The organism is Pseudomonas sp. HUK17 (genome assembly GCF_001566765.1).
Genome location: NZ_LSMW01000001.1, coordinates 83,715 through 105,089, shown reverse-complemented (window position 1 = coordinate 105,089; position 21,375 = coordinate 83,715). Strand labels below are relative to the sequence as shown.

Genomic DNA, 21,375 nt, shown 5'->3' with positions numbered 1-21,375 from the left:
CGCGCTCCTTAACGCTCGATCAGCGCGATGCGCTTGTTGTACCAGTTCATCAGGATACTGATGCTGATGCTGATGGCCAGGTAGACGCTCATGGTGATGGCCATGGTCTCGATGGCCTGGCCGGTCTGGTTCAGGACGGTGCCGGCGAACAGCGCCACCATCTCCGGATAGCCCACCGCGGCGCCCAGCGAGGAGTTCTTCATCAGGTTCAGATACTGGTTGGTCAGTGGCGGAATGATCACCCGCAAGGCCTGGGGAATGATCACCAGCCGCAAGGTCAGGCCCGGACGCAGCCCCAGGGAGCTGGCCGCCTCGGTCTGACCGTGGCTGACCGCCTGGATACCACCGCGCACCGTCTCGCCGATGAAGGCCGCGGTATAGACCGACAGGGCCAATGCCAGGGAGACCAGCTCGGGGATGATCACCCAGCCGCCGCGCAGGTTGAAGCCCTGCAATTCCGGCACTTCCCAGTGCAACGGCCTGCCGAAGACCAGGGCCGCCAGCAGCGGGATCCCGATCAGCAGCGCCAGCACGGTCCACAGCACCGGAAAGCGCTGGCCGGTGGCATGCCGCCGTTTGCGCGCCCAGCGCACCACCACCACGCTGGCGACGATGGCGATCAGCAGCGCGATCAGACCGGGTAAAAAGCCGGCATCGGCGATCGGCGCCGGCATGTACAGGCCGCGGTTGTTGACGAAGAAGGCATCGCCCAGGGTCAGGCTCTGGCGCGGACCCGGCAGCGGCGCGAGCACGGCGAAATAGACGAAGAAGATCAGCAGCAGCGGCGGAATGTTGCGGAAGGTCTCGATATAGACCGTGGCGACCTTGCGCAGCAGCCAGTTGTTCGACAACCGCGCCACACCCACGCTGAAGCCGATGATGGTCGCCAGGAAGATGCCGATGACCGACACCAGCAGGGTGTTGAGCAGACCGACCAGGAAGACGCGCCCGTAGGTATCGCCTTCGCTGTACGGAATCAGGTGCTGGGGAATGCCGAAGCCGGCGGTGTTGTTGAGAAAGCCGAAGCCGGAGGTGATGCCCCGGTTGGCGAGGTTGGTCTGGGTGTTGTCGAACAGGAACCAGCCGAAGGCCACCACGGCGACCACGGCCACGATCTGGAACAGCCAGGAGCGTACCTGCGGGTCGGTGAGCAGCGACCCACGGACCGGTGCGGACGGTTTGCTAACGTTTTGCATCTACTTGGAGCCTCATTAAATTCTCGCCCCACAGCGCGGGTAGCGCTGCAGGGCGAGAATCTGCACATCCGGAAGGTGTTCGGCGACTAAGGCGCCGAGATCAACGGACCGGCGGGGCGTACTGCAGACCGCCTGCATTCCACAGGGCGTTGAGGCCACGCTTGATCTTCAGGTCGCTGCCCATGCCGACGTTGCGCTCGAAGACTTCGCCGTAGTTGCCCACCTGCTTGACGATCTTCACCGCCCAGTCCTTCGGCAGCTTCAGATCCTTGCCGAATTCGCCATCGGCGCCGAGCAGACGACGCACGTCAGGGTTCTTGGAGTCCTTGGCCTGGGCTTCGACGTTGGCGGAGGTCAGACCCAGCTCTTCGGCGTTGACCATGGCGAACAGCGACCACTTGACCACGGTCAGCCAGTCTTCGTCGCCACGCCGCACGGCCGGTGCCAGCGGCTCCTTGGAGATCACCTCGGGCAGCACGACGTAGTCGTCGGGCTTGGACAGCTTGTTGCGCTGGGCGTACAGCTGCGACTGGTCGGAGGTCAGGACGTCGCAACGACCGGCTTCCAGCGACTTGGCGCTCTCGTCCGAGGTGCTGTAGGTGATGGGGGTGAACTTCATGCCGTTGGAACGGAAGTAGTCGGCCAGGTTGAGTTCGGTGGTGGTACCGGCCTGGATGCACACGGTGGCGCCGTCCAGTTCCTTGGCGCTCTTCACACCCAGCTTATTGCTCACCAGGAAGCCCTGGCCGTCATAGTAGGTGACGCCGGCGAAGATCAGACCCATGCCGCCATCGCGGGAGCTGGTCCAGGTGGTGTTGCGCGACAGCACGTCGATCTCGCCGGATTGCAGCGCGGTGAAACGCTCCTTGGCGGTCAGGGGAGTGAAGCGAACCTTGGTGGAGTCACCGAAGACTGCAGCGGCCACGGCGCGGCAGACGTCGACGTCAATGCCCTTGTAGTCACCCTTGGAGTCGGTGAAGGAGAAGCCCGGCAGGCCATCGCTGACGCCGCATTGCACGAAACCTTTGTTCTTCACCGCATCCAGGGTAGCGCCTGCGTGAGCCATGCCGGACAGGCCAAGAGCAGCGGCGGTGGTCAGAATTGCCAGGGTAGACTTCACCATCTTCATCGATAAGCTCCACTTTGTTTATGAATTACGTTCCAGTTGCACGGCAGCACGATGTCTCTCGCCTGATTGCCGTGGAACCCGCCCACCCGATCCCTGGGCGTCCTTCATCAAGGGAAGAAGGAGACGCACTGGAAGGCATGACGAAGCAGTGAGTCAGTGTTACCTGTTAGTGCACTACCTGGCCGCAGCCTAGATGAGGCAATTTGCGGACCAGTGAATGCGACAGAAGCTCACTTGGCTCAAACCCGGCAATCGCGAGACTTCGAGCAAAAAGCCGGACGAATAAATTACGAAAATGCGACACGCATTTTGTGCACCATCTGTTACCACACCCATTTTTAGTGGCACCAAACTGGAGCAAAGCCTTGGAAAATTCGCCTCTTGTGCTGGAATCGCCCAGCGGAACCGCCGATAGCTGCGTCATTTGGTTGCATGGCCTGGGAGCCACCCAGCATGACTTCGAACCCGTTGCCGAATTGTTGCAGCGCACCCTGACCACAACCCGCTTCGTCCTGCCTCAGGCACCGACCCAGGCGGTCACCATCAATGGTGGCTGGGCCATGCCCTCCTGGTACGACATCCTGGCCATGAATCCGGCCCGGGCCATCGACCGCGCTCAGCTGGATGCATCGGCCGCCACGGTGCAGGCGCTGATCGAGACCCAGCAGGCCCAGGGCATTCCTGCCGAACGCATCGTGCTGGCCGGCTTCTCCCAGGGGGGCGCCGTGGTTCTGCATACCGCCTACAACACCGCCTGCCCCACCCTGGGTGGCGTCATGGCGCTATCGACCTATGCGCCCAGCTTCGAAGACGCCCAGGTCAACCGCGGTGGTGCCACCCCGGTGCTGTGCCTGCATGGCGACCAGGATGACGTGGTACCCCTGGCCCTGGGGCGCGCTGCCTACGAGGCGCTGGTGGCCGCCGGCGTGGAAGCGCTCTGGCACAGCTATCCCATGCGCCACGAGGTCATTCCCGCGGAAATCCAGGATATTCAGGGCTGGCTGCTGGCACGTCTCGGCGGAAAATAAAGACCGAATCGCCGAGCCGTTGCGTTTTTGGAAACCGGTCGACAGTTTGCGGAATCCGGGCACGAATGGAGGCCCGGACAGGGCCAAGCGAACGAACTTTGAGGTACCCATCCGGTCCAGTAGGGGTGCCTGAAGGTCGTGATGTGCATGGAGCAGCTATGGCCCGAGTTTTCCTTTCAGCCCCCGGGGTGATCCTTTGATGGCTGCCCCCTTGTCGGCCTGGCTGGCCGAAGTACCGGTCGCTTCCCTGAAGGACCTGCGCCTGTTCAAGGGCGTGGAGACCTACCTGCTGGAAGCCCTGATCGCCCGCTCGGCCACCCGTAGCCTGGTCGCCGGTGAGTGCCTGCTCTCGCCCGCCATGATCAACCAGTACATGTACCTCATCCTGGAAGGTCGCCTGCGAGTCCACCTGGGCTCGCCGGAAAATCCGCCCATCTATCTGCTCGGCCCAGGCGAATGCTCGGGCGAGATCAGCTTCATGGACAACGAGCGGCCCAGCGCCCACGTCATCGCCGAAGCCGACACCCAGGTGCTTTGCCTGCATCGCGACCTGGTGCTGGAGCTGATCGAGCGTTCTTCCAAGGCCATGCACAACCTGCTCGGCATCCTCTGTGAGCGGATGCGCCGTGGCAACCAGCTCATCGTCGACACCGAACGCAACGCCAATGTCGATACGCTGACCGGCCTGTTCAATCGGCGGCGCCTCGAGCAGCTGTTCGAGCGCGAGAGCACCCGTTGCGCCTTCAATCGGCAGCCCCTGAGCCTGCTGATGCTGGATGTCGATCACTTCAAGCGCTACAACGACACCCATGGTCATCTGGCGGGCGACTATGCCCTGTGCCTGGTCGCCAATACCCTGCGCGACCAGTTGAGACCCAAGGACAGCATGGCGCGCTATGGGGGCGAGGAGTTCGTCATCCTGTTGCCGGAAATCGATCGCGACGAGGCGATCGCCATTGCCGAGCGCCTGCGCCAGAGCCTGGCGGAGATCAAGGATTTCTATTCACCCTGCGGCAAGCTGCCGGGCGTCACCGTGTCCATTGGCCTGGCGCAGATGCGCAAGGCCGATTCCCTGGACGAACTGGTCGGGCGCGCGGATAAGTCGCTCTATCAGGCCAAGGATGCCGGGCGCAATCGGATCAGCGGCTGAGCGGATTGCGCCTGCGTTCGGCAGGTAGTTGTTGCCGGGCACGTAGGTTGCTTTACACTGCGGTCTCATTCCGCTTTCGATGATCGAGACCCCCCGTGCTCAAGGCACTCAAAAAATTTCTGGGCAAGGATCAAGAGGTCGCTCAGCCGACCCCCTCCCCTGCGCCCCAAGCTACCCCCAGCGCCGCTCCTGAAGCCCCCTCCTCTCCTGCCCCGATCGCGCCCGAGCCCCAGGCCGAGCGTGCGCCGCGCAAACCGCGTACCCCAGGCGAAACCCGCAGCCAGGAATCCCGCCTCCAGGAGCCGCGCGCCCAGGTGGAAAAATCCGCCAAGCCACGTCGCGAACGCAGCCCGCGCAAGCCCAAGCCGATCGACACCTGGAAACTGGAAGACTTCGCCGTCGAGCCCCAGGAAGGCAAGACGCGCTTCCACGACTTCAAGCTGGATCCGCGCCTGATGCACGGCATCCACGACCTCGGCTTTCCCTACTGCACGCCGATCCAGGCGCAGGTGCTGGGTTTCACCCTCAAGGGCAAGGACGCCATCGGCCGCGCCCAGACCGGCACGGGAAAGACCGCGGCCTTCCTGATCTCGACGATCACCCAGCTGTTGACCACCCCGCCGCCCAAGGAGAGGTACATGGGCGAGCCGCGGGCGCTGATCATCGCGCCGACCCGCGAGCTGGTGGTGCAGATCGCCAACGACGCCCTGGATCTGGCCAAGTACACCGGGCTCAACGTCATGAGCTTTGTTGGTGGCATGGACTTCGACAAGCAGCTCAAGCAGCTCGAAGCGCGCTACTGCGACATCCTGGTCGCCACCCCGGGCCGCCTGCTGGACTTCAACCAGCGCGGCGAGGTGCACCTGGACATGGTCGAGGTCATGGTGCTGGACGAGGCCGACCGCATGCTGGACATGGGTTTCATTCCCCAGGTTCGCCAGATCATCCGCCAGACGCCACCCAAGAGCGAACGCCAGACCCTGCTGTTCTCCGCCACCTTCACCGACGATGTGATGAACCTGGCGCGGCAGTGGACCACCGATCCGGCCATCGTCGAGATCGAGCCGGAAAACGTGGCCAGCGACACCGTCGAGCAGCACGTCTATGCCGTGTCCTCCAGCGACAAGTATCGCCTGCTCTACAACCTGGTCGCCCAGAACAACTGGGAGCGGGTGATGGTGTTCGCCAACCGTCGCGACGAGGTGCGCCGCATCGAAGAACGCCTGACCAAGGACGGCATCAGCGCCGCCCAGATGTCCGGTGATGTGCCCCAGCACAAGCGCATCAAGACCCTGGAAGGCTTCCGCGCCGGCAAGATCCGCGTGCTGGTGGCCACCGACGTGGCCGGTCGCGGCATTCACGTCGACGGCATCAGCCACGTGATCAACTTCACCCTGCCGGAAGACCCGGACGACTACGTGCACCGCATCGGTCGTACCGGTCGCGCCGGCGCCAGCGGTACCTCCATCAGCTTCGCCGGTGAGGACGACGCCTTCGCCCTGCCGCCCATCGAAACCCTGCTGGGGCGCAAGATCGGTTGCGAGATGCCGCCAGCCGAGTTGCTCAAGCCGGTCCCGCGGCAGCGTTGAGTAGCGCTGCCCCACCACGGCTCCTACGGGCCGCGGTAGGTTGGGCTGAGCGCAGCGAAGCCCAACATTGCCTCGAGGGCCGCCACTGTTGGGCTTCGACGATGGAACCGTCTCAACCCAACCTACGGTCTATCATGGCCATGACTGCGATAAGCCAGTCGCTCCTACAAGATAGGTCGTAGAGTGGATGACGGCGCAGCCTCATCCACCAATAGCCGGAGCACCACGTGGAAAACGCTGTGCGGTTTTCCCCCTACGTCGCCCAACGCCCCGCGGCGTCCTGGTCGCTGGCACGCCCATCCACCCAGCGCGGGCCCTCGGATGTGTCCTCCTTCTTCCAGAAGGGTGCGCGGGTCTTGAGATAGTCCATCACGAAATTGCAGGCCTCGAAGGCCGCCTGGCGATGGGCGCTGGCGGTACCGACGAAGACGATGGGTTCGCCCGGCTCCAGGCGACCGATGCGATGCAGGATATCGACGTTAAGCAGCGGCCAGCGCTGATTCGCCTCTTCGACGATGCGCGCCAGGGCCTTCTCGGTCATGCCGGGAAAGTGCTCGAGGAACAGCCCGCCGACGTCGCGCCCAGCGTTGAAGTCCCGTACATAACCGACGAAACCCACCACGGCACCGATGCCGGTGTTGGCGGCATGCAGGGCATTGAGCTCCTGGCCAGGATCGAAAGCCGCAGCCTGTACACGAATGGCCATGCCTAGCCTCCGGTCACGGTGGGAAAGAAGGCGACTTCGTCGCCATCGCGCAGCGGCTCGGCCAGCCCGCAGAGTTCTTCATTGCGGGCGCACATGAGACCGCGCTCGCCCAGAGTCTCGGTCCAGATTCCACCGCGCTGGACCAGGTGCTCGCGCAGGTCGCCAACGGTGGCCAGATCAGGCTCCCAGGCCAGACTGTCCTCGGCGAGACCCAGCACCTCGCGATAGCGGGCGAAGAATTGCACGCGGATCATGCCGGCTGCTCCTTGGCGCGGAAGTGGCCACTCTTGCCGCCGTTCTTTTCCAGCAGGCGTACCGCCTCGATGGTCATGCCCCGATCGACCGCCTTGCACATGTCGTAAAGGGTCAGGGCCGCGACACTGGCTGCGGTCAGGGCCTCCATCTCCACCCCGGTCTGCCCGGACAGCTTGCAGGTGGCGGTGATCCGCACCGCATCGGGCGCTTCCGCGGCCAGCTGGACCTTGACGCCGGTCAGCATCAGCGGATGGCAGAGCGGGATGAGATCGGCGGTCTTCTTGGCCGCCTGGATGCCGGCGATACGGGCCACAGCGAAGACATCGCCCTTGGGGTGGCCGCCGCTCTGGATCAGGTCGAGGGTTTCCGGACGCATGCGCACCCGGGCTTCGGCGGTGGCTTCACGGAAGGTCACCTGCTTGTCGGTGACATCGACCATGTTGGCACGGCCTTGGGAATCGAGATGGGTCAGCACGGCATGACTCCTGGAAAGGACCTGCCATTGTAGACCTGCGGCTAGGGATTTGATCCCCGCCCGTGACCAGACGGGGATCGTGGGCTGTGTCTAAAAAGTGCCTGCGCTCGGTCATGCTGCGTTAACAATCCGTTCGGAATGCTCATTTACCACTCGTAAACTCCGCTTCCTCACGGATTTTTGCCTTGCCTGACCTTCGCTCGGCTACTTTTCAGACAAGCCCTAGCACTTACAGATGGGACTCTGCGTATTCGGCGAGGATGGACCGGGGTACGCCCTGCAGGGTGATGTGCACTCCGTGGTTGAAGCCCTTGAAGCGCTCGGACAGGTAGGTGAGACCCGAGCTGGTGGCGGAAAGGTAAGGCGTATCGATCTGCGCCAGGTTGCCCAGACAGATCACCTTGGAGCCGCTACCGGCGCGGGTGATGATGGTCTTCATCTGGTGTGGCGTGAGGTTCTGGCATTCGTCGATGAGGATCAGACTCTGCTGGAAGCTGCGACCGCGGATGTAGTTCAGCGATTTGAACTGCAACGGCACCTTGCTGAGGATGTAGTCCACGCTGCCGTGGGGGTTGTGGTCGTCCATGTGCAGGGCTTCGAGGTTGTCGGTGATGGCGCCCAACCAGGGCTCCATCTTCTCGGCCTCGGTCCCGGGCAGGAAGCCGATGTCCTCGTCCAGGCCCTGGACGCTGCGGGTGGCGATGATCCGCCGGTATCTCTTGGTGACCATGGTCTGCTCGATGGCCGCGGCCAGCGCCAGGATGGTCTTGCCCGAACCCGCCGCACCGGTCAGGTTGACCAGGTGGATATCCGGCTCCAGCAGGGCGAACAGCGCCAGCGCCTGGTAGATGTCCCGCGGCTTCAGTCCCCAGGCTTCCTGGTGCATCAGGGGCTCCTGGTGCATGTCGAGCAGGATCACCTCGCCGTCACGCACCGCCTTGACCCAGCCGACGAAGCCCTGCTCGTCGAGCACGAAGTCATTGACGTTGAACGGCGGCATTTCGGCCGACAGCTGCACCCGGTGCCAGACCCGGCCCAGCTCCTGCCGGCTTTCCACCTTGCTCACGTTGTCCCAGAAGGACCCCGGCAGGTTGTGATAACCCTGGGACAGCAGGGAGACATCATCGAGCAACTGGTCGGTCTGGTAGTCCTCGGCGGCGATGCCGCAACCACGCGCCTTGAGGCGCATGTTGATGTCCTTGGTGACCAGCACCACCCGCTCCTGGGGATGCTGGGTGCGCAATTCAACGAGTTGGTTGATGATGCGGTTGTCGTTGATGTCGTCGGGCAGGCAGGCCATGGGCCCGGCGCGACGCCCCATGAGAATGGACAGCCGCCCCTTGGCCTCGCCCTTGCCGCGGGGGATGGGCACGCCTCGCTCGACGTCCTCGGGCGAGGATTCGGCCAGGACACTGTCGATCAGGCGGATCGCCTGCCGGCATTCGGCGGCAACGTTGTGCTTGCCGGTCTTGAGCTTGTCGAGTTCCTCCAGGACCGTCATGGGGATGGCGACGTGATGCTCCTCGAAATTGAGCAGCGCGTTGGGATCGTGGATCAGTACGTTGGTGTCGAGCACATAGAGGGTGGGCTGGGTGGGGCGGGAACGTCCGTGATCATCCATACTCGGTCACCTCGTAGAAACGCTTGACTCGCAAGCCTGTCGACGGAGCGCCAGAACGACGCTCCGCGGCGAAAGGTGCCGTCGCTCCAGCAACGGGTTCACGGACCGGCCAACATGAGGGCACGGGACCCGAGAGATGCGACGGACACTTCGGTAATAACGCAAAAGACCTGAGGCACAAAAGCTTTTTTTGGCCGCGTCCAATTTTTTTCACGGACCTGTCGATGTTGCCGCCCGACCCGGCAACCTCGCCCCGAGACCGTGGTCAATACCTATCGACTCCATCGGCAAGGCCCACTGGAGCCGAGCGGCGGAGACTTCTAGAATGGCGCCTCGCCCAGAGGAGCCAAGCCGATGCTGATGGTGATTTCCCCCGCCAAGACGCTGGACTACAGCACACCGCCCAGCACGTCCCGCCATACCCTGCCGCAATACCTGGAGCACTCCCGCGAACTGATCGACGGACTTCGCCAGCTCGCGCCGGCAGAGGTCGCCGCGCTCATGGGGGTGTCCGACAAGATCGCCACCCTCAATGTCGCCCGCTTCGGCAGCTGGACCCCGGACTTCACGCCGGAGAATGCCAAGCAGGCGCTGCTGGCGTTCAAGGGTGACGTCTACACCGGCCTTGCCGCCGAGGACTTCCAGGAAGACGACTTCGATTTCGCCCAGCGCCACCTGCGCATGCTGTCCGGACTCTATGGCCTGTTGCGTCCGCTGGATCTGATGCAACCCTATCGCCTGGAGATGGGCACCAAGTTCGCCAATCCGCGCGGCAAGGATCTCTATGCCTTCTGGGGCGAGCGTATCAGCGACTGGCTCAAGGCGGATCTCGCGGCCCAGGGGGACGACGTCCTGCTGAATCTGGCCTCGAACGAGTATTTCAGCGCGGTGCGCCGGGCGCGCCTGCAGGCCCGCGTCGTGGATGTGGAATTTCGCGATCTCAAGAATGGCGACTACAAGATCATCAGCTTCTACGCCAAGAAGGCGCGCGGCCTGATGGCGCGGCACGTGATCAAGCAGCGCGTCTCCACGGTGGACGAGTTGCGCGAGTTCGGTGACCAGGGCTATCGCTACTCGACCGAGCGCTCCTCGGCCGACACGCTGGTGTTCCTGCGCGATACACCGCCGGATTAGCCGGGCGAATCGACGGATGGCACAATTGCCCGCACGCTGGGCCACCGAACTGGCTAGAGGGTCACATTCGACGCCTGCCATCCGTGAAAGACTGTCATCTCCCTCCAATAAAAAAGGTTTCAGCCCCGTAGCGGAGAGGTTTCAGGCGACAAAAGTTGCCGGACATCTCAAAATCGCTGCCTTTCCGGAAAAAGGAAATTTTGCTGAGAACCACTTTCGTTTGATTCTGTCTTTGTCTGGTCCTTGCCCTAGGCCATGATGGCCAATGGCAATCAGTCCGCACGTTCAATTTGTACCGGTCGACGCTTCGGCCGGTTGATCTTTTCGAAGCATGGACGCTTCGTCCCGACCTCAGGGACAGCGGCCACAAATCAGCAGACGCTGAAGGAGTAACGCCCATGATTCCCGTCATCCTGTCCGGTGGTAGCGGCTCGCGACTCTGGCCCCTCTCGCGCAAGCTCTACCCCAAGCAGTTCCTGGCCCTGACCAGCGAACAGACCATGTTCCAGGAGACCATCAATCGCCTGGGCTGCGAGGGCAGCATCGATTGCCCCATCATCGTCTGCAACGCCGAACACCGTTACCTGGTGGAAGAGCAGCTCAAGGCCGTCGAGTGCAAGCCGCAGGCGCTGATCATGGAGCCCTTCGGTCGCAACACCGCGCCGGCCGTGGCCATCGCTGCCATGCAACTGGTCGCTGACGGCAAGGACGACCTGATGCTCGTGCTGCCCGCCGATCACGTGATCGAGGACGAAGCCCAGTTCAAGGCCGCCCTGCAACAAGCCGCCGCCGCCGCCGAGCGTGGCGAGATGGTGCTGTTCGGCATTCCGGCCACCGCGCCCGAGACCGGTTACGGCTACATCAAGACCGGCTCCAACGACGGTCTGCCCCAGGGCGTGTCCCGCGTCGAGCGCTTCGTCGAGAAGCCCGATGCCGTCACCGCCACCGAATACGTGGCTTCCGGCGACTACTGCTGGAACAGCGGCATCTTCCTGTTCCGCGCCAGCCGTTTCCTGGAAGAGCTGAAGAAGCACGACACCGACATCTATGACACCTGCCTGCTGGCGCTGGAGCGCAGCAGCATCGACGGCATCAACATCAGCATCGATGCCGCCACCTTCGCCGTCTGCCCGGACAATTCCATCGACTACGCCGTGATGGAAAAGACCACTCGCGCCTGCGTGGTGCCGATGAGCGCCGGCTGGAACGATGTCGGTTCCTGGTCCGCGCTGTGGGACGTCCATGCCAAGGACAGCAATGGCAACGTCATCAAGGGCGACGTCGTCCTGCATGACAGCCGCAACTGCCTGGTGCACGGCAACGGCAAGCTGGTGACCCTGGTCGGCCTGGACGACGTGGTCGTGGTGGAAACCAAGGACGCCGTCATGATCGCCCACAAGGACAAGGTCCAGGACGTCAAGAAGCTGGTCAACACCCTCGAGAAGCAGAATCGCAACGAGGTCAAGGCGCACCAGGAAGTCTTCCGTCCCTGGGGTTCCTACGACTCCATCGACATGGGCCAGCGCTTCCAGGTCAAGCGCATCACCGTCAAGCCGGGCGCTCAGCTGTCGCTGCAGATGCACCACCACCGTGCCGAACACTGGATCGTGGTCTCCGGTACCGCCGAGGTCACCTGTGACGACAAGGTCTTCCTGCTGACCGAGAACCAGTCCACCTACCTGCCGATGACCTCCGTGCACCGCCTGGCCAACCCCGGCAAGGTACCGCTGGAGCTGATCGAAGTGCAGTCCGGTGGCTACCTGGGCGAAGACGACATCGTCCGCTTCGAAGACATCTACGGCCGCGTCGACACCCAGGCCCTGGAAGTTGCCAAGGCCGGCAAGGCGCCCACGCGCTAAGCACTGCCAACAGGCACCAAACAGACACCGGCTCAGGCCGGTGTCTGTGTTTTCGGCAGCCGCTCGGCAAAACGGGTTAGGCTTGTCGTTTCCCCTTTTCGCCATCGGATCCGCCGCATGACCGCTCCCACCCTGCTCCGCCTCGCTCAACTGGACGAGGCGCTGGCCGCCTACGACGGCTTCATCCTCGACCTCTGGGGCGTGCTGATCGACGGCTACGAGACCTTTCCCGGTGCTCGCGCCTGGCTGGAGCGTCGCGCCACCGAGGGCAAGCCGGTGTGGTTCCTCAGCAATGCCTCGCGCGATGCAGACGGCATGGTCGAAGAGCTGGGCAAGCTGGGCGTGTCGCGCGACCTCTTCGCCGGCATCACCACCTCGGGCCAGTTGGCCATCGACGCCTTTCAGCAGGATCCGCAATTTCGCGAAGGCGGCATCTACCTGTCCGGTCCTGGCACCGGCCAGGTCGGCTGGCCCGCGGAGATCCGCGCGCGTTTCGTCGAGGATATCGACCAGGCCGCCATCATCCTCGGCGTCGGAAGCTTTCCGGAAGACGAGCTGGAGACCCGCTTCGCGCCCTTGGCGACTGCCCTGGACAAGCCTTTTCTCTGCGCCAACCCGGATCGCAACGTGGTGTCCGGGGGTCTACCCTTCTATGCGGCCGGCAAGCTGGCCGATCGTTTCGCCGCCCTGGGTGGCACGGTCACCTGGTATGGCAAGCCCGATCCCTATGCCTTCCATTGCGCGGCAGGGGCGCTGGCCGAACGGGGTGCCAGACACCTGCTGTTCGTCGGCGACTCCCTGGTGACCGATGTGCCCGGTGCAGTGGCGGCAGGTATCGACTGCCTCTGGCTGGCCACAACTGGCATCCACCGCGAGGCGCTTGGGCTGAGCTTCAACCAGGAGCCGACCCGCGAGGGTCTCGAGCCGCTGCTCAGGCAACATCCCGAGCGCCCGCGCTTCGCCGCGGCCGGTCTGGCCTAATCCTTTTCCGTACGCCGAGGTATCGATGAGCAAGAAGCACGTAATGGTCTTCAACCGCCTGCCCGAAGAACTGGTGGAGCGTCTGCGCCAGCACTTCACGGTCGAGGTGATCCCCTTCAGTGCCAACATCGACCTCTTCGCCGCCTCCGCGGCCAAGGCCCAAGGCCTGATCGGCGCCAGTCGCAAGCTCGGCGAGCAGGAACTGGAGATGGCCACCACCCTGGAAGCCATCGCCAGCGTTTCGGTCGGCTACGACAGCTATGACGTGGACTACCTGACCGAGCGCGGCATCCTGCTCACCAACACCCCTGACGTATTGACCGACACCACCGCCGACCTGGGCTTCACCCTGCTGATGAGCGCCGCCCGACGAGTGCCGGAGCTGGACGCCTTCGTCAAGGCCGGCCTCTGGCGCAAGGGCATCGGTGAAGAGCATTTCGGCACCGACATCCATGGCCGCACCCTGGGCATCGTCGGGGCCGGTCGCATCGGCGCCGCCATCGCCAAGCGTGGCCACTTCGGCTTCGACATGCCGATCCTCTACACCGCAAACAGTGCCAAGCCCGAGCTGGAAGAGCAGATGGGTGCCCAGCGCCGCGAGCTGGACGAGCTGCTCAGGGAAGCCGACTTCGTCTGCCTGGTGGTGCCCCTGTCGGCCGCTACCGAAGGACTCATAGGGGCACGCGAGTTGGGCCTGATGAAGTCCAGCGCCATCCTGATCAACCTGGCGCGCGGCCCGGTCATCGACGAGGCGGCGCTGATCGAGGCGCTGCGCAGTGGCCAGATCCGTGGCGCGGGCCTGGACGTCTATACCCGCGAACCGCTGGAGGCCTCGCCGCTGTTCGAGCTGCCCAACGTGGTCACCCTGCCGCACATCGGCTCGGCCACCCACGAGACCCGCTACGCCATGGCAGAGCGCGCGGTAGACAATCTGATCGCGGCCCTCACCGGCGAGCGCCCCTCCGATCTGGTCAATCCCGCCGCCCTGGACCACCGCTAGGCGCTGATCGCCCACCGCCAGCCCAGGCGGCGTGCCGTCCGGCCGCTTAAAGGCTATACTGCCGCGCCGCTCTCGGGTCGGCCGCCCTGGCCGGGTGGGCCTCTCTCAGTGTGTCAGGCCACCCCTCCGATCGGGCCCCTTCGCGGCCCGGTCCGTGCGACCCGAATTGCGCGCCCGTCTCGCCACCGCCCGTGGTCGAGACGCAAGAAACCGCCAAGAGGAGCGCGTACATGACCGTGATCAAGCAGGATGACCTGATCCAGAGCGTTGCCGACGCCCTGCAGTTCATCTCCTATTACCACCCCGTCGATTTCATCCAGGCCATGCACGAGGCCTACCTGCGCGAAGAATCCGCCGCCGCGCGCGACTCCATCGCCCAGATCCTGATCAACTCGCGGATGTGCGCCACCGGCCATCGGCCGATCTGCCAGGACACCGGCATCGTCACCGTCTTCGCCAAGGTCGGCATGGACGTGCGCTGGGACGGCGCCACCCTGAGCCTAGACGAGATGATCAACGAAGGCGTCCGTCGCGCCTACAACCTGCCGGAAAACGTCCTGCGCGCCTCGATCCTGGCCGACCCGGCCGGTGCCCGCAAGAACACCAAGGACAACACCCCGGCGGTGATCCACTACCAGATCGTTCCCGGCAACACCGTGGAGATCGACGTCGCGGCCAAGGGCGGCGGCTCCGAGAACAAGTCGAAGATGGCCATGCTCAACCCGTCCGACTCCATCGTCGACTGGGTGCTCAAGACCGTGCCGACCATGGGCGCCGGCTGGTGCCCGCCGGGCATGCTGGGCATCGGCATCGGCGGCACCGCCGAGAAGGCCGCGGTACTGGCCAAGGAATCGCTGATGGACGAGATCGACATCCATGAGCTCAAGGCCCGCGGCCCGCAGAATCGTCTGGAAGAGCTGCGCCTGGAGATCTTCGACAAGGTCAACCAGCTGGGCATCGGTGCCCAGGGCCTGGGCGGCCTGACCACGGTACTGGACGTCAAGATCAAGGATTACCCGACCCACGCCGCCTCCCTGCCGGTGTGCATGATCCCCAACTGCGCCGCCACCCGTCACGCCCACTTCGTGCTCGACGGCTCCGGCCCCGCCAGCCTGGAAGCCCCGCCGCTGGACGCCTATCCGGAAATCGTCTGGGAAGCCGGTCCGAGCGCTCGTCGCGTCGACCTCGACACCCTGACCCCGGAAGAGGTGCAGAGCTGGCAGCCGGGCGAGACCGTGCTGCTCAACGGCAAGATGCTCACCGGTCGCGATGCCGCCCACAAGCGCATGGTCGACATGCTCAACAAGGGCGAGTCGCTGCCGGTGGACCTCAAGGGCCGCTTCATCTACTACGTCGGCCCGGTCGATCCGGTGGGCGACGAGGTGGTCGGCCCGGCCGGTCCTACCACGGCGACCCGCATGGACAAGTTCACCCGTCAGATCCTCGACCAGACCGGCCTGCTGGGCATGATCGGCAAGTCCGAGCGCGGCCCCATCGCCATCGAGGCGATCAAGGACCACAAGGCGGTGTATCTGATGGCCGTGGGCGGCGCCGCCTACCTGGTGGCCCAGGCCATCAAGGGCGCCCAGGTGCTGGCCTTCCCGGAACTGGGGATGGAAGCCATCTATGAGTTCGAGGTGAAGGACATGCCGGTGACCGTGGCCGTCGACACCCGTGGCGAGTCGGTGCACATCACCGGTCCGCAGCTGTGGCAGAAGAAGATCGCCGACAGCCTGGCCGTCGAGATCTAAGCGCCAGTCGCGACGGAAAAGCCCAGCCCCGTGCTGGGCTTTTTCTTTGGGCGCACGTCCGTCAGCCGGTGGGAGCCTTGCCGAGCGGCAGGGGTCGCATGGAGACCATCCCCGACCCCGGAGCCCCCATGCCCACTCTTCCCAGCGATTCCGTCTGCAGCCTGGCCCCCGTCTTCGCCGTCCAGCCCAACCAGCTCGAAGCCTTCAAGCGCCTGGGCGAGGCCATGCTGGAGCGCACCCGCAACGAACCCGGCTGCCTCTACTACAACTTCTGCTATGACGGCACCACGGCGCGTTGCCGCGAAGGCTATCGCGATGCCCAGGCACTGCTGGCACACCTGGACAACGTCGGCGATCTGCTGGAGCAGGCCCAGGCCATCGCCACCCTCGAACGCTTCGAGGTATTCGGTGCAGCCGATCAGCTGGAGCAGCTGCGCGAGCCGCTGGCGGCCCTGAACGCCCGCTTCTTCGTCATGGCCGCAGGCTTCCGCCGCTAGCCTGGGGTGGCTGCTGCGGCGGCGCCAGCCGCGGCAGCAGAACCGCGAGGATGCGCTTGCGGGTCGGCACCACCAGCCGCTCCTGGAACAGCACGCAAAGCACCACCACTGCCAGCAGGAACAGCCAGTACCACTCGATGGAGTTGGTATAGGCCCCGGCGGCGGCGATGCAGACCTCGCGATTACCGCTGAGACAGGCTTTAAGATCACCGCCGATCAGCTGCTCCAGGGTCATGTAGATGCCCGACAGGGGCACGTGCAGGGCGAACATCGACAGCGAGGCCGCGCCCAGCCGCGGCGACCAGTGGCGGATGCGCTCACTGGCCGGCTCCTGAGCCAGCGCGGCCAGGTAGACCAGGATCAGTTGCGACGGCAGGAACAGGCCGTTATGGAACAGGAAGTACCAGAACTTGGGCCCATGGGTGAACAGTGCCGTACCCAGGGCGAAGCTCAGGACCAGGTAGCTCGCCAAGAGCACCCGCTGCCGCTCCGACGGTGCCCAGCCTCGCTCGTACTGGCGGCGAAAGATGGCATACAGCAGGATGCCGGCGAGAAACTCCGGCAAACGGAACAAGGGCACCCGCTGCAGGAGGCCGGTGAAAGGCATGCCGTAGTTCTGGTTGGCGATCACCAGCAGCGGCGGGATCAGATAGAGCGCCCAGACCAGCAGCAACAGCTGCCAGGGACGTTCGCTGGTCATCAGCCGCGGTGCCAGCTTGGGAAAGGTCAGATAGAAGAAGAACAGCGCCGAGATCGACCAGAGCGGCGCATTGAAGGTGAGATAGTAGGGATTCCAGGCCTGCAGCATGAACAGTTGCAGCACGGCGTTGAAGGCCAGTTCCACGTTGGTCATGAAGTGCTGGAACAGCTCGGGGTTGGTCCGTGCCAGGGGCTCGTTGGTGTCGAACACCACGAAGCGGATGCTGGCCGTGGCTGCACCCGGCGGTATGCCGAGGCTGCCGATCCAGGTCACCACCGCCATCGCCAGCAGCAGCGCGAAGATATGGATCGGATAGAGGTTGGCGAACCTCTTGACCCAGAAGCTGCGCGCCGGCTCGCGCAGGCTGCCACGGCCGCAATAGACATGGGCGAGCAGAAAGCCGGAGAGCACGAAGAAGGTGCTAGTGGCGAAGAAGCCCATGCTGGTGATCTCGTCCAGCAGGGGGATGGTCTTGCGCTCGGGATAGAAATGGATGGTGTGGTAGACGACCACATAGAAACCCATCAGGAACCTGAGCCACTCCAGACCGATGAAGCGGTGTTTATCTAAAGTCTGCACTAAGGCGTTACTCGTCTGGCCTCGTCCGCGGGACGATGGGTCCGGCCTACTGCACCGGATCGGTTATGTTACCCGCACCTGACCACCGGGGCTGCTAACCGCGCCCCAGTACACCGATCACCAGGCGATCCAGCGAACCCCACAGCCACTCGCGCGCCCGTCGCCACCAGGGACGGCTGCGCCAGAATTCCAGGGTGATCTCGCGGCTCTGGGCGAAATCCTTGACGAAGCTGGCCGCCACCGCCTGGCTCAGACCGCGATCCACCGCCTCGACATTGGCCTCCAGGTTGAATCTCAGATTCCAGTGATCGAAATTGCAGGAGCCGACGCTGACCCAGTGGTCCACCAGCACCATCTTGGCGTGGATGAACCTGGGCTGGTATTCGTAAATGCGCACGCCCGCGCGCAACAGGCTGCGGTAGTAGCGCTGCCCGGCGAAGCGCACCGGTGGATTGTCGGTATGGCGACCGGTGAGCAACAGGCGCACGTCGACGCCACGCCGCGCCGCGCGCCGCAAGGCCCAGCGCACGCGCCAGGTCGGCAGAAAGTAGGGAGTGGCGAACCAGATGCGCTCCTGGCCACCCACCAGAGCGCGGATCAGCGCTTGCAGGATGTCGCGGTGCTGGCGGGCATCGGCATAGGCGACCCGGCCCTGCCCTTCCTGGGCAACGGGCGGCGGCGGTGGACGCTCGCGTCCCCGCCGCGGTCGCGGCTTCCAGGCGCGGCGGCGACGGACCGCTTCCCATTGCCGCTCGAACAGGGCCAGCCAGTCCGCCACCAGCGGACCCTGGATACGCACCATCACCTCGTGCCAGTTGCAGTCGCTCTTGGCCGGATCCCAGAAGTCATCGGTCGCGCCGCTGCCACCGACAAAGGCCTCTTCGCCGTCGATGACGAAGATCTTGCGATGATCGCGGTGCAGGTTGTGCAAGCCATGGCCGAAGCGCACGGGATTGAAGAGCCGCAGCTCGGCGCCCGCCTCTTCCAGCTGGCGGCGCAAACCGGCGTCCATCCGCAGGGTACCGAAGCCGTCGAACAGGCAGCGCACCACGACGCCCCGACGGGCCGCCTCGGTCAGCGCCACGAGCAGCTGCTCGGAGCAACTGCCGGCTTCCACCAGATAGAGTTCGACATCGATCTGGCGACTGGCACCAGCGATGGATTCGAGCATGGCCGGAAAGAACCGACCGCCGTCCACCAGCAATTCGAACCTGTTGTTTTCCCGCCATGGAAAGACGGCGCCCCGCATGCTTCCTACTCCGTGCCTGTGGCCATTGCATAAGAAGGCGCGGACGAAGGTTCGTTCAGTGGCGGTCGTGGTTTGGCTGGCGAGTGCCGGCCTGGGAAGTCTCGCCAGCCCTGGCACGCCGCCTGCCCGACGGCCTGCGCCGATGGACGGCGGCGCGCCTAGAGCGTCGGCTCGGGGCGCCGGGAGATCCAGTCCACCTGCTGCGGGAAGCGTCCGGTCAGCTCGGCGCTCAATGGCCGGGAAACCAGGAAGCCCTGCATGATCTCGCAGCCATGCTCAAGCAGCCAATCGCGCTGTTCCAGAGTCTCCACCCCTTCGGCGATGACCTCCAGATCCAGGTTGCGGCCCAGTTCGAGGATGGTGCTGACGATGGCGGCATCGCGCGAGGAATCCAGCATGTTGGCAATGAACAGCTGATCGATCTTGAGGGTATCCAGTTCGAAGTGACGCAGATAGGCCAGCGAAGAATAGCCGGTGCCGAAGTCGTCCACCGCGATACGCACGCCCAGCGCCCGCAGTTGTGACAGCTGCGCCCGGGTGTAGTCGATGTCGTGCATCAGTGCCGATTCGGTCACCTCGATTTCCAGCTGCTCGGGCCGCAGCTGGTGGGTCTCGATGATCTGGCGCAGACTCTCCGTCAGTTGCGGCATGCCGAATTGCACCGGGCTGAGGTTGATGCTCAGCAGCAGTTCGTCGCCATAGATCTCCTGCAGGGACTGCAGTTTGGTCGCGCCTTCGCGGAAGATCCAGTCACCGATGCGGTTGATCAGCCGGGTCTCTTCCAGCAGCGGGATGAAGACACTGGGCGAGACCTTGCCGGCCACCGTGTGCTCCCAGCGCAGCAACGCCTCGAAGCCACGCAGGCGACCGTCGCGCAGATAGACCTGCGGCTGGTAGGCGAGCACGAAATCCTTGTTGTCGATGGCATTGCGCACGCTTTCTTCGAGCATCAGCCGGGAACGGGCACGGCCATTCATTTCCGGCGAGAAGAAACGGTATTGCTGACGACCGCCACGCTTGGCCTCGTACATGGCGATGTCGGCGGATCTCAGCAGGCCGTCCACGGTGTGGCCGCAGTCGGGATAGCTGGCGATGCCGATGCTGGCGCCCAGGCTGACCTCCATGCCGTCGATGCGATGCACCGTGGCCAGCAGCTCCAGCAGCTTCTCGGCGACCCGGGCGGCATCCTCGGGATGCTCCAGGGAATCGAGCAGTGCGGTGAATTCGTCGCCGCCCATGCGCGCCAGGATGTCGTAGGGCCGCATGCAGCTCTTGAGCTGCTCGGCGACGATGCACAGCACCCGGTCACCCGCTTCGTGGCCGAGGGAATCGTTGATGCGCTTGAAGCCATCGAGATCGATGTAGAGCACGGCCATGCGTTTGCCGTTGCGACCGCTGCGCGCCAGCGCCGCTTCCAGCGTCTGGTTGAAGCCGCGGCGATTGAGCAGGCCGGTCAGGGCATCGGTGACGGCCTGGGATTCCAGTTGGTCCTGCAACTCGCGCATGCGCGACATGTCCAGGGCGATGATGACCATGGCCCGCTGCATACGTGGCAGCGGCGCGCAGGACAGCGCCACCGGCAGGCTGTCGCCGCGGTTGGTACGCAGGCGCGCGTCGTGCAGGCGATAGGTCTCGCGGCGGTCGTAGTGCTCCATGAAGGGCGAGGTCTGCCAGTCGTCGAGACCGCTGCCGCCTTCGAGGAAGTCGAGAAAATTGGCGTGTACCAGGTCGCTGACGCTGCATCTCAACATGCGAGCGATGGCGGCGTTGGCGAAGGTCACCCGACCCTGCTCGTTGACGGTGAGGATGCCCTCGGCGGCGTTGTCGAGCAGCGAGTCGCTGAACGACTTGGCCAGCTCCAGCTGCTGGGTAGCCTGCAACAACTCGCGGCGATTGCGCTCGTGATCGAGCAACGAGCGCACCTTGTGCCTGAGGATGTTGGGATCGACGGGCTTGAGCAGGTAGTCCACCGCACCGGTGGCATAGCCACGCAGCACCGATTCGTAGGAGTGGGCTTCGGCGGAAACGAAGATGATCGGCGTGAAGCGGGTGCGCAGGTTGCTGCGCATGATGCGCGCCACCTCGAAGCCGTCCATGATCGGCATCTGGACGTCGAGCAGGACCAGGTCCACGGTTTCGTCCAGCAGGTATTGCAGGGCGCGCTCACCCGAGGCGGCGGTGATCACCCGCCAGTTCCCGACCTCCAGCACGGCCTGCATGGCGAACAGGTTCTCCTGGCGGTCGTCGACCACCAGCAACACCGGGCCTTGTTCTGTCTGCGGCAACGGGCACTCCATCAAGCCTCTTCTCCCCGCGGCGTCTGCCGCCGTGCAGCAGCCATGCGCGGCTGGCTACCCCTTCCCTTCGTGTCCGTTATGCGATGTGTCGCTCCAACCCTACTAGCGTAGCAGCCGGACAGGCGTCTGCCGCCTGCAATTTGCCAGGAGGGACCCTTCGCGACGTCTATCAGAGCGCA

At 64.3% G+C, this 21,375-nt stretch carries 18 protein-coding genes; 9 read left to right on the top strand and 9 right to left on the bottom strand.

Annotated features, from left to right (window positions below; all coding sequences use genetic code 11):
* Nucleotides 1–8: 8 nt before the first annotated feature.
* Together AX284_RS00445 and AX284_RS00440 are read right to left on the bottom strand one after the other, a co-directional pair.
* Nucleotides 9–1,196 carry an amino acid ABC transporter permease gene (locus AX284_RS00445; RefSeq protein WP_017639132.1) on the bottom strand — a complete coding sequence of 396 codons (1,188 nt, stop codon included), beginning with the start codon at nucleotides 1,194–1,196 and terminating at the stop codon, nucleotides 9–11.
* Between the two features lie 100 nt (nucleotides 1,197–1,296).
* Nucleotides 1,297–2,325 carry an amino acid ABC transporter substrate-binding protein gene (locus AX284_RS00440; protein WP_017639131.1) on the bottom strand — a complete coding sequence of 343 codons (1,029 nt, stop codon included), beginning with the start codon at nucleotides 2,323–2,325 and terminating at the stop codon, nucleotides 1,297–1,299.
* A gap of 383 nt (nucleotides 2,326–2,708) precedes the next feature.
* Between AX284_RS00440 and AX284_RS00435 the strand changes: the two genes are divergently transcribed.
* The 3 genes from AX284_RS00435 (at nucleotide 2,709) to rhlB (ending at nucleotide 6,092) form a co-directional block, all read left to right on the top strand.
* Nucleotides 2,709–3,353 (top strand): alpha/beta hydrolase, encoded by a 645-nt coding sequence (locus tag AX284_RS00435; protein WP_017639130.1) that lies wholly within the window; start codon nucleotides 2,709–2,711, stop codon nucleotides 3,351–3,353.
* Nucleotides 3,354–3,552: 199 nt separating this feature from the next.
* Nucleotides 3,553–4,503 (top strand): GGDEF domain-containing protein, encoded by a 951-nt coding sequence (locus tag AX284_RS00430; protein ID WP_068382978.1) that lies wholly within the window; start codon nucleotides 3,553–3,555, stop codon nucleotides 4,501–4,503.
* A gap of 95 nt (nucleotides 4,504–4,598) precedes the next feature.
* Nucleotides 4,599–6,092 (top strand): ATP-dependent RNA helicase RhlB, encoded by a 1,494-nt coding sequence (gene rhlB, locus AX284_RS00425; RefSeq protein WP_068382976.1) that lies wholly within the window; start codon nucleotides 4,599–4,601, stop codon nucleotides 6,090–6,092.
* 253 nt (nucleotides 6,093–6,345) lie between these two features.
* Here rhlB and moaE read toward each other — a convergent pair whose 3' ends face one another.
* From moaE to AX284_RS00405, 4 genes are all read right to left on the bottom strand, one after another.
* Nucleotides 6,346–6,798 (bottom strand): molybdopterin synthase catalytic subunit MoaE, encoded by a 453-nt coding sequence (gene moaE, locus AX284_RS00420; RefSeq protein WP_068382973.1) that lies wholly within the window; start codon nucleotides 6,796–6,798, stop codon nucleotides 6,346–6,348.
* 2 nt (nucleotides 6,799–6,800) lie between these two features.
* Nucleotides 6,801–7,052: a MoaD/ThiS family protein gene (locus AX284_RS00415; protein ID WP_017639126.1), complete on the bottom strand. Its 252-nt coding sequence runs from the start codon at nucleotides 7,050–7,052 to the stop codon at nucleotides 6,801–6,803.
* Nucleotides 7,049–7,528 carry a cyclic pyranopterin monophosphate synthase MoaC gene (moaC, locus tag AX284_RS00410; protein ID WP_017639125.1) on the bottom strand — a complete coding sequence of 160 codons (480 nt, stop codon included), beginning with the start codon at nucleotides 7,526–7,528 and terminating at the stop codon, nucleotides 7,049–7,051. Before moaC ends, AX284_RS00415 begins: the two co-directional genes overlap by 4 nt.
* Nucleotides 7,529–7,757: 229 nt before the next feature.
* Nucleotides 7,758–9,149 carry a PhoH family protein gene (locus AX284_RS00405; RefSeq protein ID WP_017639124.1) on the bottom strand — a complete coding sequence of 464 codons (1,392 nt, stop codon included), beginning with the start codon at nucleotides 9,147–9,149 and terminating at the stop codon, nucleotides 7,758–7,760.
* Nucleotides 9,150–9,503: 354 nt separating this feature from the next.
* Here AX284_RS00405 and yaaA point away from each other — a divergent pair, with 354 nt between their 5' ends.
* From yaaA to AX284_RS00375, 6 genes are all read left to right on the top strand, one after another.
* Nucleotides 9,504–10,283, top strand: a complete 780-nt coding sequence (gene yaaA / locus AX284_RS00400; RefSeq protein WP_017639123.1) for a peroxide stress protein YaaA — start codon at nucleotides 9,504–9,506, stop codon at nucleotides 10,281–10,283.
* Between the two features lie 398 nt (nucleotides 10,284–10,681).
* Nucleotides 10,682–12,142: a mannose-1-phosphate guanylyltransferase/mannose-6-phosphate isomerase gene (locus AX284_RS00395; protein ID WP_068382971.1), complete on the top strand. Its 1,461-nt coding sequence runs from the start codon at nucleotides 10,682–10,684 to the stop codon at nucleotides 12,140–12,142.
* A 117-nt stretch (nucleotides 12,143–12,259) separates the two neighbouring features.
* Nucleotides 12,260–13,123 carry a TIGR01459 family HAD-type hydrolase gene (locus AX284_RS00390; protein ID WP_068382967.1) on the top strand — a complete coding sequence of 288 codons (864 nt, stop codon included), beginning with the start codon at nucleotides 12,260–12,262 and terminating at the stop codon, nucleotides 13,121–13,123.
* Nucleotides 13,124–13,148: 25 nt separating this feature from the next.
* Complete coding sequence (locus AX284_RS00385; RefSeq protein WP_064307527.1) at nucleotides 13,149–14,123, top strand: 2-hydroxyacid dehydrogenase; 975 nt, start codon at nucleotides 13,149–13,151, stop codon at nucleotides 14,121–14,123.
* Between the two features lie 230 nt (nucleotides 14,124–14,353).
* A complete protein-coding gene (locus AX284_RS00380) occupies nucleotides 14,354–15,874 on the top strand; it encodes a fumarate hydratase (RefSeq protein WP_017639118.1) in 1,521 nt (506 codons plus the stop codon).
* 128 nt (nucleotides 15,875–16,002) lie between these two features.
* On the top strand, nucleotides 16,003–16,371 hold the full coding sequence (locus AX284_RS00375; RefSeq protein WP_068382965.1) for a putative quinol monooxygenase: 369 nt from the start codon (nucleotides 16,003–16,005) through the stop codon (nucleotides 16,369–16,371).
* On the opposite strand, the gene AX284_RS00370 is transcribed toward AX284_RS00375, so the two are convergent.
* From AX284_RS00370 to AX284_RS00360, 3 genes are all read right to left on the bottom strand, one after another.
* On the bottom strand, nucleotides 16,346–17,650 hold the full coding sequence (locus tag AX284_RS00370) for an acyltransferase family protein (RefSeq protein ID WP_082731486.1): 1,305 nt from the start codon (nucleotides 17,648–17,650) through the stop codon (nucleotides 16,346–16,348). The two genes, AX284_RS00375 and AX284_RS00370, sit on opposite strands and share 26 nt — an antisense overlap.
* A 94-nt stretch (nucleotides 17,651–17,744) precedes the next feature.
* Nucleotides 17,745–18,899 carry a phospholipase D-like domain-containing protein gene (locus AX284_RS00365; protein WP_017639112.1) on the bottom strand — a complete coding sequence of 385 codons (1,155 nt, stop codon included), beginning with the start codon at nucleotides 18,897–18,899 and terminating at the stop codon, nucleotides 17,745–17,747.
* Nucleotides 18,900–19,057: 158 nt separating this feature from the next.
* Nucleotides 19,058–21,196, bottom strand: a complete 2,139-nt coding sequence (locus tag AX284_RS00360) for a putative bifunctional diguanylate cyclase/phosphodiesterase (RefSeq protein ID WP_173150037.1) — start codon at nucleotides 21,194–21,196, stop codon at nucleotides 19,058–19,060.
* Nucleotides 21,197–21,375: the final 179 nt, after the last annotated feature.